This window comes from Bradyrhizobium canariense (genome assembly GCF_900105125.1).
GTDB lineage: Bacteria > Pseudomonadota > Alphaproteobacteria > Rhizobiales > Xanthobacteraceae > Bradyrhizobium > Bradyrhizobium canariense_A.
On the sequence record NZ_LT629750.1, the window covers coordinates 4,476,290 to 4,492,338 of the forward strand.

At 60.3% G+C, this 16,049-nt stretch carries 14 protein-coding genes; 2 read left to right on the forward strand and 12 right to left on the reverse strand.

The window, feature by feature from the left end:
* Positions 1–11: 11 nt before the first annotated feature.
* Together BLV09_RS21330 and BLV09_RS21335 are read left to right on the forward strand one after the other, a co-directional pair.
* Positions 12–1,376 (forward strand): LLM class flavin-dependent oxidoreductase, encoded by a 1,365-nt coding sequence (locus BLV09_RS21330; RefSeq protein WP_146688781.1) that lies wholly within the window; start codon positions 12–14, stop codon positions 1,374–1,376.
* Between the two features lie 35 nt (positions 1,377–1,411).
* Positions 1,412–3,217 carry an ABC transporter permease subunit gene (locus BLV09_RS21335; protein ID WP_146688782.1) on the forward strand — a complete coding sequence of 602 codons (1,806 nt, stop codon included), beginning with the start codon at positions 1,412–1,414 and terminating at the stop codon, positions 3,215–3,217.
* Positions 3,218–3,326: 109 nt separating this feature from the next.
* Here BLV09_RS21335 and BLV09_RS21340 read toward each other — a convergent pair whose 3' ends face one another.
* The 12 genes from BLV09_RS21340 to BLV09_RS21395 form a co-directional block, all read right to left on the reverse strand.
* A complete protein-coding gene (locus BLV09_RS21340) occupies positions 3,327–4,079 on the reverse strand; it encodes an amino acid ABC transporter ATP-binding protein (protein ID WP_283806781.1) in 753 nt (250 codons plus the stop codon).
* On the reverse strand, positions 4,076–4,741 hold the full coding sequence (locus BLV09_RS21345) for an amino acid ABC transporter permease (protein WP_146688783.1): 666 nt from the start codon (positions 4,739–4,741) through the stop codon (positions 4,076–4,078). Before BLV09_RS21345 ends, BLV09_RS21340 begins: the two co-directional genes overlap by 4 nt.
* Positions 4,738–5,568 (reverse strand): amino acid ABC transporter permease, encoded by an 831-nt coding sequence (locus BLV09_RS21350; protein ID WP_146688784.1) that lies wholly within the window; start codon positions 5,566–5,568, stop codon positions 4,738–4,740. The genes BLV09_RS21345 and BLV09_RS21350 overlap by 4 nt, the downstream gene beginning before the upstream one ends.
* 15 nt (positions 5,569–5,583) lie before the next feature.
* The gene (locus tag BLV09_RS21355; RefSeq protein ID WP_146688785.1) at positions 5,584–6,366 is read right to left on the reverse strand and encodes a substrate-binding periplasmic protein; all 783 of its coding nucleotides are present in this window, start codon (positions 6,364–6,366) and stop codon (positions 5,584–5,586) included.
* Between the two features lie 183 nt (positions 6,367–6,549).
* On the reverse strand, positions 6,550–7,050 hold the full coding sequence (locus tag BLV09_RS21360) for a TIGR02444 family protein (RefSeq protein ID WP_146688786.1): 501 nt from the start codon (positions 7,048–7,050) through the stop codon (positions 6,550–6,552).
* A 173-nt stretch (positions 7,051–7,223) separates the two neighbouring features.
* Positions 7,224–7,811: a UbiX family flavin prenyltransferase gene (locus BLV09_RS21365; protein WP_146688787.1), complete on the reverse strand. Its 588-nt coding sequence runs from the start codon at positions 7,809–7,811 to the stop codon at positions 7,224–7,226.
* 54 nt (positions 7,812–7,865) lie between these two features.
* A complete protein-coding gene (locus BLV09_RS21370) occupies positions 7,866–9,275 on the reverse strand; it encodes a UbiD family decarboxylase (RefSeq protein ID WP_146688788.1) in 1,410 nt (469 codons plus the stop codon).
* 48 nt (positions 9,276–9,323) lie between these two features.
* Entirely contained in the window at positions 9,324–10,469 is a 1,146-nt protein-coding gene (gene argE, locus BLV09_RS21375; RefSeq protein ID WP_146688789.1) for an acetylornithine deacetylase, read from the reverse strand.
* A 35-nt stretch (positions 10,470–10,504) separates the two neighbouring features.
* A complete protein-coding gene (locus tag BLV09_RS21380; protein WP_146688790.1) occupies positions 10,505–11,821 on the reverse strand; it encodes a flavin-containing monooxygenase in 1,317 nt (438 codons plus the stop codon).
* Between the two features lie 419 nt (positions 11,822–12,240).
* On the reverse strand, positions 12,241–13,935 hold the full coding sequence (locus tag BLV09_RS21385; protein ID WP_167558833.1) for a thiamine pyrophosphate-requiring protein: 1,695 nt from the start codon (positions 13,933–13,935) through the stop codon (positions 12,241–12,243).
* Between the two features lie 32 nt (positions 13,936–13,967).
* Positions 13,968–14,954, reverse strand: a complete 987-nt coding sequence (locus tag BLV09_RS21390; protein ID WP_167558834.1) for an ornithine cyclodeaminase family protein — start codon at positions 14,952–14,954, stop codon at positions 13,968–13,970.
* A gap of 28 nt (positions 14,955–14,982) precedes the next feature.
* Positions 14,983–16,041, reverse strand: a complete 1,059-nt coding sequence (locus tag BLV09_RS21395) for an ABC transporter substrate-binding protein (RefSeq protein WP_146688793.1) — start codon at positions 16,039–16,041, stop codon at positions 14,983–14,985.
* Between the last annotated feature and the right edge of the window lie 8 nt (positions 16,042–16,049).

A 16,049-nucleotide genomic window follows, 5' to 3' on the forward strand; every position in this document is an offset into this window, starting at 1 on the left:
GAGGGATGGTCATGAGCGGGAAGAAGCAAATGGTAATCGGCGCGCTGATCCACGCCAATGGATCGCATGCGGCATCCTGGCTGATGGACGAAGCGCGGCCACACGCATCCACCGATATCGACTACTACCGTGAGATGGCCCAGTTGGCGGAACGCGGCAAGTTTGACTTCTTCTTCATCGCCGACACGCCGGCCGCGCGCACCGAGAACCTCAAGGTCTGGAGCCGCTCTCCCCTTTTCATGAACGTGCTGGAACCGATCACGCTGCTGTCGGCGATCGCCGGCGCGACCAGCCGCATCGGCCTCGGCGCGACCGCCTCCACGAGCTTCTTCGAACCCTACAACCTCGCCCGTCAATTCGCCTCACTGGACCACATCTCGCATGGCCGGGCCGCCTGGAACGTGGTGACTTCAGCCAACGACTACGCGGCCCGCAATTTCGGCCTCGACCGCCTGCCGCCGCACGCCGATCGTTATGCCAAGGCGAAGGAATTCGTCGATATCGTCGAAGCGCTATGGGACACGTGGGAAGACGGCGCCTTCGTCTACGACAAGACGAGCTGCCTGAGCTTCCTGCCTGAGAAGCAGCATCTGCTCGACCACAAGGGCAAATATTTCACCTTGCACGGCGCTCTCAACATTGAACGGCCGCCGCAGGGACGGCCGGTCATCATCCAGGCCGGCGCGTCGGATACGGGGCGAGACTTCGCGGCCGAATATGCCGAAGTGGTGTTCGGCTCGAGCGGCAATCTCGACGGCGCCAAAGCGTTCTATAGCGACCTGAAGGAGCGCATGGGGAAGTTCGGCCGCCGGCCGAGCGATATGAAGATCGCCTCGGGCATTTCGGTCGTGATCGGGGAAACCGAGCAGGAAGCTCGCGACAAGCTCGAGAGCTGGCAGGACCTCATTCATCCCGACGTCGGCGTGATGCGGCTGGGAATGGACCTCGAGACGGATCTGTCGGACTTGCCGCTGGATGAGCCGGTGCCGGAACATCGAATTCCGAGGTCGTCCAATCATCACCAGGCCTATTTCGACGAGATCGCCGGCATGATTCGCGAGGGCCTGACCTTGCGTGAGGTTGCGAAACGCTACAACCGCAACAAGGCAACCTTCTGCGGCACCATCAAGCAGATCGCCGATCACATGGAGCACTGGATGGAGGCCGGCGCGTGCGACGGTTTCATGATCTCGTTCGTCGCCCTGCCGAGCACGCTCTCCGATTTCGTCGAGAAGGTGGTGCCGGAGCTGCAGCGCCGCGGCGTCTTCCGCCACGATTACACAGGACGCACGCTGCGGGAACATTTGGGCTTGTCACGTCCGGAAAACCGCAACGTCGCATCCGAGCTCACGCCCCCGGTCGCGAAGCGCGCCTAGCTTCGGCGATCGTAGCGGAACGAACGGCAGGCGCGATGGCTCAGATCGCTTCTTTCGGACCTGCCGAGCGGCCAGGGCGTCGCAAGATCAAGCTCGATCCGTTGTGGCTGGCGCTGCCCGGCCTCGGATTCCTGACGGTATTTCTGATCCTGCCGACGGCGCAGATGCTGTCCGTGGGCTTCTTCGACAGAACCACCGGCGCGCTCACCGTCTCGGCCTTCGTCAGGATCTGGAACGGCGGACCCTACCTGGCCGTACTGTCGACGACCTTCGCGGTCGCGATCTGGACCACGATGCTGTGCGTTGGGCTCGGCTATCCCCTTGCTTATTGGCTCTCGCGCAAGCCGCCGCGGCAGCAGCGCATCGCCGCGCTGTTCGTGCTGTTGCCGTTCTGGACCAGCGCGCTGATCAAGAACTTTTCCTGGCTGGTCCTGCTCGGACGCAACGGGATCATGGCCAAGATCATGGCCGCGATCGGCATGAAAGGCGGCGACCAGCTACTGTTCAGCCGCACGACCGTGGTGTTCGCGATGGTTCATACCTTGCTGCCGCTCGCGGTCGTGACAATGCTGCCAGTCATGAACCAGATCGACCGGCGTTTGACGATGGCGGCATCGACGCTGGGCGCCAACAGCGCGCGGGCGTTCTGGCAGGTGTTTTTCCCGCTCTCGATGCGCGGCGTCGCTGCGGCGGGTCTCCTCGTCCTGGTCACCTCGCTCGGCTTCTTCATAACGCCGGCGTTGGTGGGTGGCGCAAAGGACACGATGATCGGCCAGTTGATCATCCTGCAGATCAATGAGTTGCAGAACTGGCAGCTCGGCAGTGCGCTGGCCGCAATTCTGCTGATCTCCACGATCGCCATGTGTTTCGCCTACGACAGAATCTTCGGCCTTTCGTCGGTCGCGAACGACGGGGACCGGCCAACGCGTCCGGGTGGCGCGGTGCGCCGCGCGGGCCTCGCTATCATTGGTCTCGGCGGGCTGATCTGCGGGCTGCTCGAGGCGACCTGGACACGCAATGTTCGCGGTCTCCACGGCAGTGCACTGCTCGCGGTCTATGTCTGGACGCTGATCGCAATCCTGCTGGTTCCGATCATCGCCTTCGTTCCGATGGCATTCACCGGTTCGTCCTTTCTGTCTTTTCCGCCGCCAAGCTTGAGCCTGCGCTGGTTCGAGCAGTTTGCCGCTTCGCCGCTGTGGCTCGGCGCCATGATCCGCTCCTTCGGCATCGGCTTCGCAACCGCTGCGATTACATTGCTGATCGCGGCGATGGCAGCGTTTGGCGTCGCGCGGACACGCAGCCGTCTCGGCGGTGTGGCTTTCCTGCTCTGCCTCTCCCCGATGATGGTTCCATCGATCGTGATTGCGATCGCCCTGTTCTACCTATTCGCCAGGATATCGCTGGTGGCGAGCGACCTCGGCATCATCATCGGCCACACCGTCATCGCAATGCCGGTCGTATTCATGGTGATGCTGGCCACCTTCAAGGGCTATGACTGGAGGCTGGATGCCGCCGCCTCGACGCTCGGCGCGGGGCGTCTGCGCAAGTTATGGCGTGTCACACTTCCCCTGGTTGCGAGCGGGCTGGCAGTAGGCTTCGTGACTGGATTCCTGCAGTCCTTCGAGGAATTGACGGTTGCGCTCTTCATCGGCGGTGGGGTCAAGACGACCTTGCCCAAGCAGATGTGGGAGGGGATTCTTCTTCAAGTCAGCCCGGTCATCGCCGCGGCCTCAGTCGTAGTCCTCATCGTCGTGATCGTGATGTTTGCCATCATCGAGTTCGTCCAGGACCGGCGTCCGACTTCCGCCGTCGACTCCAAACACGTCGAGGGGCGTTATTGACGGAAACAACATATGCAACCGCATTTGTTGTCCCTTCTGGACTATAACGGCAGTCCGGCCTTCCGTGGCGCGGGATAAATCTCCGCCGGCTCGATCGGACTTTTTCGAGCTATAGAACCTTGGAGAGAAAGTTCTCGAGCCTCGGCTCCGAGGGCGCGTTGAAAAACTGTTCGGGCGGCGCCTCGACCGCGATCGATCCTTCGATCATGAAAACGACACGGGAAGAGATCTCCCTGGCGAAGCCCATTTCGTGAGTGACGATTATCATCGTCATTCCACTGCCGGCCAGTTCCCGGACCACCTCGAGCACCTCCTTCACCATTTCCGGATCAAGCGCAGAGGTCGGCTCGTCGAAGAGCATGACCTTCGGTTCCATGGCCAGCGCACGTGCGATCGCCACACGCTGCTGCTGCCCGCCGGAAAGCTGGTCAGGGTACTTGTCAATCTGACTCGCGATACCGACCCGTTTGAGCAACCGTTCGGTACGCTCGTTTGCCTCGGCATGGCTGAGCCCGCGTGCGCGCACCGGAGCAAGGATCAGATTCTTGCGAACCGTCATGTGCGGGAACAGATTGAAACTCTGGAACACCATCCCTGCTTCACGCCGGATGAGAGCAACGTTGCGCGCCGGCCCCGGGAGCGTGATCCCATCGAACCGGATTGTGCCGCTATCGATCGACTCCAGCCCATTGATCGTGCGCAGAAAGGTCGATTTGCCGCCGCCGGACGGTCCGACGATGCAAACGACCTCCCCTTTGGATACTTCGAGGTTCACGTCCTTGAGCGCAACAAACGAACCGTAGCGCTTGCAGACATTCGTGCAGGTTACGATCGGCGCGAGCTTCTGACCACTTTTTATCACCGTCGCCTCATCGTAAGCTTGCGTTCATATCCCTTCGCAACCATGCTCATCGGGAAAAGAATGAGAAAATAGAACGCGCCGACTGCCGTGAACATTTCGAAATACCGGTAGCTTTGCCCTGCGACGATGTTTGCCTGGAAGACCAACTCCGTGACGCCGATGGTCGATGCGATCCCCGAAATCTTGACCGTCAGCGCGGCGGCGCCGATCAGCGCCGGAATCACGATTCGAAATGCCTGCGGCAATATCACGCTGGTCCAGACCCAGAATTCCGGGACACCAAGAGATCGCGCCGCCTCCGCCTGGCCTCGCGGCACTGCAAGTATGCCACCGCGAAAGATTTCGGACAGCAAGGCTCCGACGTAAAGGGACATCGCGACGAGGGCTGCCGACAGAGACGACGCCCGGACGCCCCCGAGAAGCGGGCCGCAATAGTAGATCCAGAACATCAAGACCACTTCCGGGATGCCGCGGAAAATCGTGGTGTAAGTTACGCAAAGCCCAACGAGCAGATCACGGCCCAAGAGCCGCCCGAGACATACGAGCAGCCCGATGACAGTACCCATCGCAAGCGACGTGAATACGAGCAGCAACGTGAACCTCAGCCCAACCCAGAGCTCGGGCAGGCTTCGAACCACTTCCGAGATTTCGAACAGCTTCATCGCGGCACCCCGACGAAACGCTCGAGCCTGCTCGTGAGGTAGGTCGTGGCCACATTGATCGCGAGATAGAGCGATGCGACCACGGTCATGATCTCGATCGGCTTCGAGGTGTAATCGCTGATACGAGCCGAGACGGTCATGAGTTCCCCGACGTTGAGCACGCCGAGCAGCGCACTGCCGTTCAGGAAGCTGACCGCGAGGTTGCCGAGCGGAGGGATCATGATCTTCAGCGCTTGCGGGAGAATGACCTCGAGCCACTTCGTTCGCGCTGGCAGCGACAGTGCCATTGCCGCGTCCCACTGGCCTCTGGGCACCGCCTGGATGCCCGCGCGCGCGACGTCTGTCAGATAGGCGCTCGACTGGAGGGTCAGCGCCAACAAGCCGCTTTCGAGGGCCGTCGTCGAGATTCCGGTCAGCACGGGAACCCCGAAATGAACCCAGAACAATTGTACAATCAGCGGCGTATTCCGCCATATCTCAATGTAGGTAATCAGGACGTAGCGAAAAAAGCCGATCGGCAGCTCGAGCAGGATCGCGAGCAAGACACCGATCACGAGTCCACACGCCAGCGCGGCCGCCGTGATTGCAACCGTCATGCCCGCTGCCGTGGCAAGGGGGCGCCAGAACTTGACTGTCACGCCGAAATCAAGCGTGCTAATCTGCGACCAGTCGATGAAGTTGCAGGCCGCTATTCCGATTGCAACGAGCAAAATGACAGAGCCGAGATCGAGCGACTGTCTCATCCGTTGCAACGCAACGCGTGCCATCTTCGGCACGACGTCAACAATCGAGGAATCGCGGTCCTCGATTGTTGGCGTGGTTTCCATCTGGTTCCCGACAGGTCAGTTGAGCCAACGGCTCGTGATCTCCTGAAGCTTCTCGGAATCGCTCAGCGCCTGCAGACAGACGTTCAGGTATTGTTGTAGCTGGTATTCGCCAGCCGGCACCATGAGAGCGAACCGGGACGGGTCCAGTTGCTTGTCCTCGATCAGGCGCAGCTTCAGGTTCGGGTTCTGCTTCAGGAACATCGTGCCTCCGGTACGGCCGGCGAACGCTGCGTCGGAGCGCCCTGCGGCAACATCGAGCATATGAGCCTGCGTGGCATCGGAAGTCGTCAGTTTGATCTTGGCCTGCTTGAAGAAGCGCTTCGCAAAGACTTCCTCGGCAGTGCCCGAGCGCGTCACGATCGTTACATTCGGCTTGTCCAACTCTTCATAGTTGTGGATCGGGGAATCGACCGGGACAAAAGCGACCTTGGTGTCGGAAGCGTATGATGTTGAAAAAAGAACCTGCTCGGCCCGAGCTGGAGTGACATAAGTTGCCGCGGCGGAAATATCGCACTTTCGCGTCAATAGAGAGGGAATAAGCGTCGAGAACGAGCTGTCGATGTTCTCGATCTTGACGGAGAGGAAAGCTGCGATCTCGTTGACGATATCGACGTTCAACCCTTCCCACTCCCCGGTTTGAGGATTCTTGGTGTTGTAAGGCGGGTACGACGCCTGGCACACCCGGATCACGCCGTTCTTCTTGACCTGTTGCAGGAGCGTGTCTTGCTCCGCATGGCCAGGACCAAACGACGTGATCAACATGGCACCGGCGGCGAGAGCACCCGCGAGACTGCGCATTGTCCAGTTTCCTCAGTAAACAGACACACCCGGCTAACGGCCATCGCACTGGGCTACCGGGATGTAAACAAGGGTTTTCCGTTGCCAAAAATAGAAAAAACCGAAGTGGCCGTGCAAGTCGCGAATTGCCATTTGCCGCAAACCCGACGACGGCCGAAGAACGCTGACGCCACCGATGTCGAATCAATTGGGCCGGATTGCCTGCAGTCTCGCGACAAGGGCGATGACATAGGCGGTCGGGAAGACCTGACCAACGAGAGTTGCATATAATTCGACGTTCGAACTGGCCGTGGCGGCTCGATCGGACGCAGGTGAGCCGATTTCCCCGAACTTTGCCTCCATGAGCGACTGCTGCAGGCGTTCCGCCTCCAGCTCCTGCTTCTTTACGGCCTCGCGAAGGTCCACGATCGACTCAAGTGCCAGATCGAGGGCAAATTGCTTCAAATTGCGGCGTACGCCCCGAAGCGGCCTTACGACCTCATTCTGCCAGCCGGAGACGGAGGCAACGACACGTCCCAGTTCGTGCGGAGACAACCTTCTGTGTCGAGATGCGCACCAGAGAACGAACAGGAGGATGTTCACGTCGGACGAATGCCGATCCTGCAAATCGACGCAAATCCCGGCAACCGAGGGATCCGCATAGAACTCCAGGGAAAATGTCCAAAACGACCCTTTTTTATCCATCTCGCTACGGCTGCTTGCCTCCTTCAGGTTGCTTTCGTGCTCTTAATCGAGCATCAATCGCGCCGATGTCCGCAACTAGAGCGTGATGACTTTTCTTCGAATCGTCATCTCACTCTCTTTTGTTTGAGCATGATCTTTTCGGAAAACTGCTGCACACTTTTCCGGATCACGCACTATCGCTCGATGCCGGCTTCCTCGCCCCACCTGCTGACCAGTTGCGAATTCAAGCCGAACAGGTCTAGCGCCCGTCCGACGGAGTGATTGACGATGTCATCAATACACGTCGGACGAGTATAGAAAGCCGGAACTGGCGGCATGACGATGGCCCCCATCTCCGTAACCTGCGCCATGGCTCGAAGATGCCCCAGGTGAAGGGGCGTTTCTCGCACCATCAAAACAAGCCTGCGCCGCTCCTTCAGGACGACGTCTGCCGCTCGGCTGAGAAGGCTGGAGGTCACTCCGCTGGCAATCTCCGAAAGTGATCGAATTGAGCAAGGCGCAACAAGCATCCCGAGCGTCTTGAAGGATCCACTGGAAATCGCCGCCGCGATGTCATCGATCTTGTAGACGACGTCCGCCAATGCTGTGAGTTCGGAAAACTTCAGCCCGAGCTCGTGTGCGGCGGTGATCTGCCCCGATCGCGAAATTAAGAGATGCGTCTCGACATTCTCGCTCCGCAAGGCATTGAGCGCCGCCAGGCCATAGGCCGCGCCAGAAGCTCCCGTAATACCGACGATCAATCGCTGCCTTGCCGTTGCCATCCAAGCCGCCAGATAGGTGTCCGCGGGCCGGTCGCCTTGCAACCGGAACCGTCTCTAGATGCGGGTCATCAGCTCGCGCGCGCGAGCTACCGCTTGCGCAGGGAATGTATGTCGCTGAGGGAAATGTCCCGCAGGTCTGGTCGCATCCACGATCATCTTTGCAGTCAAGCCGCCGCGATTGGAGGGATCCAGAATCGCGCCCATCGCATTCCGGATCACGCTGATATCGTCATCCGCCTGCATTCTCGTGCACATGGCCCACAGCACGTCGCTGTCATCGAGAACCTCCACGTCGTCATCGACGACGACCACCATCTTGAGGCTCAGATCGTCACCCAGCGCGACAGCAGCCGCATTCTTCGCCTGTCCAGGCGCGGGATTCTTCATCGCGATATAAGCGTGCATGCGGCAGGTGCCCGATTTGGGATAAGCGACCTTCGTCACGTTCTGGTAGTGCTGCCGAAGCGTACGGAGCAGGCGCGCCTCCTGCGGCACCGCGAGCAGGAGCGTGTGCTCCTCTGAAATACCGGGCACGATGTCATGATAAATCGCATCTCGCCGATGGGTGATCGCCGTCACCTCGATGACGTGCTGGGTAGATCGCTCCGAGGCATATCCTGTAAACTCCGCGAACGGTCCTTCGGGCTCTCGGAGTTTGGGCAGGATATGCCCCTCGATGACGATCTCTGCATGCGCGGGCGCTTCCAGCGGAACCGTCAGCGCCGGGACCATGTCCAGGCCCCTCCCCATCAGCCCCCCGATTACCGCGTATTCATCGACATTGATGGGGCCCTTCCAGAGACCGCCGAAGGTGAAGAGGGGATGAGCTCCAATGACGATCAAGATGGGTGTCGGCTGGTCCTTCGCGTCGTTACGTTCGACATAGTTCCAAAGATGTCGCCGACTGTGCAGGCTGGTGCCCAGACGCCGGGGGCCTTTGACCTGCATGCGATGGAAACTGGCATTGCGAACTCCGCTATCCGGATCTTTGGCAATAACGATCGCATTCGTGATGTAGCGGCCGGCATCCTCTGCGAAATGCACCATGATGGGCAGTTTACCGAGGTCGGCGGCATCGTTCCTGTGAACGACTTCCTGGACGGCTCCGGTCTTGGACAAGACGGGCTCGATCACCTGATCGCTGCGCCGAGCCAGATCCTCGATCAAAACCTCCTCTCCAATGCCAAGTGCGGCAGCAAAATTCCTGCGCGACGCAAACAGGTTCGCAAGAACCGGAAACGAGCTGCCCTGAACATTATCAAACAAAAGGACGGGTGATCGCTTGCGGCGATCCATTTCCATGGCGAGAGCGCTGATCTCATAGTCCAACGCAACAGGCTCTCTTATCCGCAAGAACTCGGTCGGATTGTTCTTCTCAAGTTCCGCGAGGAACGTTCTGAGAGACATTTCTCCACCCATGGCGGCTTGACCTCCTTCACTCGGCTTTGGCGTTCCTACATTCATCGCATCTCAATCCGGCCGTCCATTCATGAAGCGCCTGTCCGATTGCATTCAGCGGCACTCATCGAGCAACCGATCCATCATGCGATCGCAGGCCTCGATCTGACTCAGCGCGACGAACTCATCCGGCTTGTGTCCCTGATCCATCGAGCCAGGACCGCACACGACTGCCGGTACGCCAAGCCGGCTTGAGAATAATCCTGCTTCCGTCCCAAACGCGACGTTGAAAGGATTCGGATGGTCGACGATTCTCCTGGCAAAACGCACCACTTCCGAATCCAATGGCGTCGTCAATCCGGGGTATTCGTTCATGACATCGACGCGAATGTCGGCCTGAGGAAAAACGGACCTTCGCTTCATGGCGATCCGCGTGGCTCCCTCCACGAGACGATCAAGGATTGCCGTCCCATCGTCTCGGCCGATGTTGCGGATCTCGAAGTCCACCGTGCACTTGCCCGGGACAATGTTCAGAGCCGTGCCACCTTCAATTTGACCCACGTGCAAGGTGGTATAGGGCACGTCGTAGCTTTCGTCCCACGAGCCCGCTTCGACGATCTCTTTCTGACTCTGCCGAATGAATCCCACGAAGTCACAAGCGAGATGAATGGCGTTGAGGGCTTTTGGGGCAAGCGCGGAATGGCCTTCGACGCCACAACAGGTCGCCCGGGCAGCAATCTTGCCCTTGTGCCCGGTCGCAAGGCGCATCAGCGTCGGCTCGCCGACGATGACAAAGCGCGGCTTGACGGGGCGCTTTTCCAACTCGTCAATCAGGGAGCGTACACCGATGCAACCGACCTCCTCATCATGGCTGAAAGCAAGATGGATAGGCTTGCTCAGCGTCGTGCCGGCCATCCGGCCCACAAGAGAGAGAACGCACGCGAGAAAGCCCTTCATATCCGCCGTCCCGCGTCCATAGATACGTCCGCTCAACAGCTGCATTCGAAACGGATCGATGGACCAGTTCTGGTCGTCCACGGGGACGACATCGGTATGGCCGGACAGCATCACTCCGGGAACGTTCTTCGAGCCCACCGTGGCGAAAAGATTCGCCTTCCGGCCATCGGCTGTGCAAATCAGCTCGGCTTCGATGTTCCGCTCGGCCAGGAAAGAGCGGATGAACTCGATGAGATCGCGGTTCGAATCGCGGCTCACCGTCGGAAAGGCAACGAGCTTGTCGAGAATTTCAAGCGTGGTCATTGGCGCAAGCATTGCTCGTACTCATCGACGAAATGTCAGCCCCTCGCTTTGTCGGCGCGAAGCGACGCCTGTTCCGCAGCCGCCGTTATTTCAACGTTTGTTCGCTGAGCATGATACTCCATGTATCTGCGCCGGGTGGCAATGCGGTCCGCGAGATGCTTGGCATCGTGCCAGACCCCCCAAATGAAGGCCGACCCTCGTCGCGACTGCCATGGAAGGCCAAGGAAATAGATTCCGGGCTCGGAAGACACGCCCCGTTGATGCCTCGGACGACCTTCCTCGTCGAAGGCGTCTACTTTCAGCCAGCTATAGTCCGACGTAAAACCGGTTGCCCAGATTATCGACGTGATTCCGGCCTCGGCCAGGTTCAGCTCCAAGATCGGACTGGTCATGCACGCCGGATCAGGTTTGAGTTTTCTGGCCTCCGGCTCTGCTGGAAGGTCAAGGCCATTGCGGACTACATAAGCGTCTGCCTCGTCCAGCAGCGCGAGATAGTTGGCATCTCCGTGCGCAATGTTGTCCGACAGATCCGCCGCGAAGGTCAACGTGCCATTGTTGAATGATTGCGCCATGCCCAGCAGTATCGCTCCCTGCGCGGCAAGAACCCGAAAGTCGACCGTATGCCCGCCTCCGGCGCCGCTCACGGCAATGGTGATATGACTTGTGCCAGCCGGCCGCGTTTCGGCATCCCACTTGCCGAGAACGCCGAGCCACCAGCAGTAGTCGCGCTCGCGATAGGCCCGGGGAGGACGTTCGTGCGGGCCGACCGACAGATAGACGCGCTTTCCCGCTGCCAGCAGCTCTTCGGCGATCTGCACCCCCGAAGAGCCCGCGCCGATAACCAGAGCCGCACCCTTAGGCAATTGATCGGGCCTGCGATAGGCCGTTGAATGAATTTGCAGAAGGCTCACGTCCCCGGGGATGAGATTCGGAACGAGGGGACGCTGGAAAGCGCCGGTCGCGGCAACGACACTGTCGGCTTCGATCGGGCCTTGCGAGGTTTCGACCAGGAAACCGAGTCTGTGTTCGAGCTTCCGAACGCTCTTTACCTCAACACCGCAGCGAATAGGCGCCGCTATCCTTTTTGCATAGGCAACAAAATATTCCTCAACCTGCTCCTTGGTCGGAAACCCGTCAGGATCGACATTCGGAAATTCCATGCCGGGAAATCGATCATGCCAGGCCGGACCATTGGCCGCCAGCGAGTCCCATCTCTCGGAGCGCCAGCGTTCCGCGATGCGGTGCCGCTCCAACACGACATGAGGCACGCCGCATGCGGTCAGATGCTCGCTCATGGCCACCCCGGCTTGGCCAGCGCCGACAACGACTGTATGCACTTTCTCGATTGACATTTCCGGACCCTTCTTCCTCCTCCGAGACCTCCAGAAAGGTCCGATGGTCAGCTTATTAGAGCTGTCAGGTCGGGAAAATTATGTTTTCAGGTGGCAATGCTTAGCTTGCCCCTAATGCTCGGCGGCGGGCGCGCCGGCCGGCCCTTTCGCCGTTGATCGGCATTGTCGTCAGATAACCTATGCCGGATCGTTTGGCCCGGAGCCCTTGTTCTGGCGCTTCCTGCCAGCCCACAGCAAGCCAATGAGTCTGCGCAATCGACCACTCCATGCCTTGAGGCGGAACGATTGGAGATCATCATAGAGTTCCGGTGGTAGATGAATCTGGTCCATCCTGTCTTCTCCCAATCGCGTTCGTATTCTGCCGCTCGATGAGGACTAGGGGGAAATCGTTTCGTATGGATCGCTTGCCATGATCGTCCTCAACTGCCGCAGATGACGTTCAAAAGCGCCTGGCGGCGCTCGTTCCGCACGATCTCGAGGGCGCGATCAATCGCGGCCGGCAGCTCCGCCGGATCTTCCACCCGCTCACCATAGCCCCCGGCCGCCTCGCAGATGCGTTCGAATGCCGGCAAATCGTCCAGGCGGGTGAACGGAGCCTCATTGCCGCGCGCTGCGAGTCCTTGCGGATACATCTGCAAAGTGGAGCGTCGTACAGCGTTCCACATGCTGTTGTTCATGATCACAAACAGGATCGGCAATCCATGCAGCGCCGCGGCGTGATGGACCGCGACGGGATTGCTGAAAAGATACGCGCCGTCGCCGCTGACGGATATCACCTGCCGTTCTTGAGCCGCAAGCTTCGCTCCGAGCGCCGCGCCCGGTCCCCAACCGAGCCCCGACGCGGAGCTCGAGCCGAAGTAGCTGTCGGGAAACTCGAAGCCGCAATGGTCGAGCTGCAGGGTGTATTCGTTGACGACGATCGCATCCGGTCGCTTGGCTGCGCCCAGGCAGTGGCTGACCCAGGCGGCATGCATCGGCACTTCACGTGCGCTCCGCTCAAGCTGGGCCCGCCGCTCTTCGGAAAGCTTTGCGTGCTCGCCGGATATCCAGTTGCGCCTCGCGTCGATCGATCCGCCGTCCCCTCTCGCATCGAGCGCTCCCGCAAGCGCGGCAAGGATGGCGGGGCATCCGCCCGCGATCCCGATGTCGCTGGGAAAGCCCCGGATCGGGATGTGAGTATGCAGCGGGTCGAAACCGCACTGTATCACCCGACAATCCGGCCGCGGCCGCGCCTGCATCGGCAGCCATGGCACATCGCTTTCCAGTACCAGGATGACGTCCGCCTCCGCCACATGGCGGTGCGGATCGTAGCCGAGATTCATCGGATGGGACGACGGGAGCGCGAGATAGCGCGGCTTGTGCTGTGTCACCGGGATGGCGAAGCGCTGAGCGAATGCGGCAAGCGCCGCAAACGTTGCAGCATCACGCCCGGCGTTGGCGCTGATGATCAGCGGCCGCTTGGCCCCTGCGAGCAGATCGGCGGCATTGGCGACCGCTTCGGGGTCCGGCGCGGCGGGAGCCGCGGCGCGAAGACGCGGCTGCCGCGACTGCAACGGTGCGGCGGACTCTGCCAACACCTCCCGAGGCAGCGAGAGATAGACCGGCCCACGCGGCTCGCTGGCGGCAATCGCAAGCGCTCGATCAACGACGGTTTCGAGCTGGCTCGCATTGCGCAACTCGTATTCCCACTTCACGATCTCGCGCAGCATTCCCGCCTGGTCATACATTTCCTGCGCCCAGTGAATGTAGCCGTCGCGCGATCCATGCTGACCAAACTCCGTGATGGGCGATCGCCCGGCGGTCAGCAGCATGCCCACGTTCTCCCGTGCGACGTTCATGGCGGCGCATACCATGTTCGCGGTCCCGACGCTGACATGGACCATGACCGCCGGGATCCGGCGCGACACCATCGCGTAGCCATGCGCCATCGATACCGCCAGGTTTTCGTGCGTGGCGAGCAGCGGTTGCGGCACAGCGGCGCCGGATTTTGCTGCTTCGGCATATGCCTCCACAATCGGAGCGAAATCCGTGCCGGGATTGCCAAACAGGTATGGCACGCCGCGTTCCGCAAGCAACGCGAGATACGCCGTAGCGACGCTGGGTTTCGTGGTCATGGTTGCTGCACCTGATATCCCCGAGCCGAGCCTCATTCGTCGGGCTCGTCGAAGAGCGTGAGTGCCTGGCCTCTTCCCTCGGCGATCGCCCGATCGAAGATGTGGCATCCAAGCATGAGATCGCTGATGGCAAAGCCTCGATGCCAGAAGACGATCCGCCCGTCAGATCCGCGACGGCCCTGCTTCCGTCCGGCGACGATTTCGCCGATCTCCGCGTAGATGCGCGAGGCCGTGAGCTGTCCGCTCTGGATCATGGGGAACAACTGGCCACCCTTCTGGCATTGCTCCCAATCATCAACGACGATCTTGTCGGCGGTCAGCACGGTTTTCGGATCGATTGCCATGATCCAACCGTAGGTAACGACGAGGCAGTCTGGCTTCAGCCATTCGTCGCGGATCAACAACGCCGGCCGTTCGAGCCGCGTCGCCTCGACGACGATATCGGCACCCCGGACCGCCTCTTCCGGCTCGGCGACTGCGCGCGCCATGATCCCGAGCTTGTCGTGCACCTTTCGGCAGAGCGCCTCCCGGGTTTCGGCACGCTTGCTATTGATGCGGACCTCTTCAAGCTCGAACATTCCGGCAAGTGCCTCGATGTTCGAGAATGCGGTGCCGCGCGCACCGATATGTCCAACGATCTTGGAATTGGATCCAGCAAGATGGCGCGCACCGGCTCCGGTGACGGCGCCTGTGCGGGCAGTTGTCAAATCGGTCGCGTCCATGATGGCACGGGGCGTCCCATGGCGGGGGTCGTACAACGTAAGCAGCGCGACCTCCGAGGGAAGGCCGCTGTGGTAGTTATCGACATAGTCGCCGATCACCTTCACTGCGGCGGTGTCGTTCGGTTTCGCCCATCCCATCAGGATGTTGAAATGGCCGTTGTAGCGGTCATCCAGTTGAATGTGGGCTTTGGGCGGCAGCACGACCTCGCGACGGCCATGAGCCGCGAGCCCCTCTTCGATGATTTCGACGACCTTCGACATATCGGGCATCAGCGCCCGTACATCGCTTCGGTTCAAGAACCGGAACTCGACACGCGCCACGGGCTCACCAAGCCGACTTCTTCGCGAGCTCTTCGATTTTGTGCGCATCGAAATCGTTTATCTTGTCGATGTACTCGTTGGTATAGGCGGATTTAACGTCGAAGTCCTTCGGCAACAGCCCCTCTTCTATGGTTGCGTCGGCCAGATCCTTCCATTTGGCATCGATGTTCATGCCCCATTTGGTCACGCCAGGCGGCAGCTTCATCAGGTCAAAACGCGCGTCGAAGATGTGCTCCGACTGCTTGAGCGCCTTTTCCGAATCCTCGCCCTGCGGCGCGGTCGACGGATATAGCTTCCAATGGTTCCGTACCGATCCTTCGGGATTCGCGAAGCCGAAGATCGTCGCTTCGGCGACGCCGCGCGCGATCATGATCGCGCGCTCCGGGTTCGCCGTAATTGTCTCTTCCTTGGCGATCAATACATTGCCTGGCATCTCATTGGCCCAATCCGGTGCGACCTGGACGAACTCGAAGCCGTTATTTTCCAGTGCCGCAACCGCCGTATCCCACGCTGCCCATACATCGATGGCCTTCTGCCGGAGGGCATTGGCCGCCGGGGCGCCCAGACCGACCGACAGCCATTTGACGTCCCGATCGGGATCGATGTTGCTGCGCTTCAGAATGCTGCGGAGGAACGGCACCGATCCCGCGCTCATATCCGGTACGCCGATCGTCTTGCCCTTCAGGTCGTCGGCTGTCGTGATGCCGCTGCCCTTCAGCGCGACGACCTGGTAGATCGGCCGCTGCGCATAGGTGTAGAACGCCTTCACCTTGATTCCCTTCGAGCGCGCAATCATCAGCGCATCGGTGCCGACAGTGGCGTAGTCGACCTGTCCGCTCGCGACTTGCTGAATGCCTGCGGTCGCGCCGGACAAGCCGATGACCTCGACATCGAGGCCATGCTCCTTCCAAAGCCCCAGGCCGTTGGGAATGGACGATTGGGCAGCATGTCCCACCGTGATGCTCGAGGTGGTGACCGCGTAAATCACCTTGTCATTGGCTTGCGCCGCCGTAGCGGACACGGCGGCGAGGGCCGCCAGCAGCGAGATTATTCGACGTCGCATTTTGACAC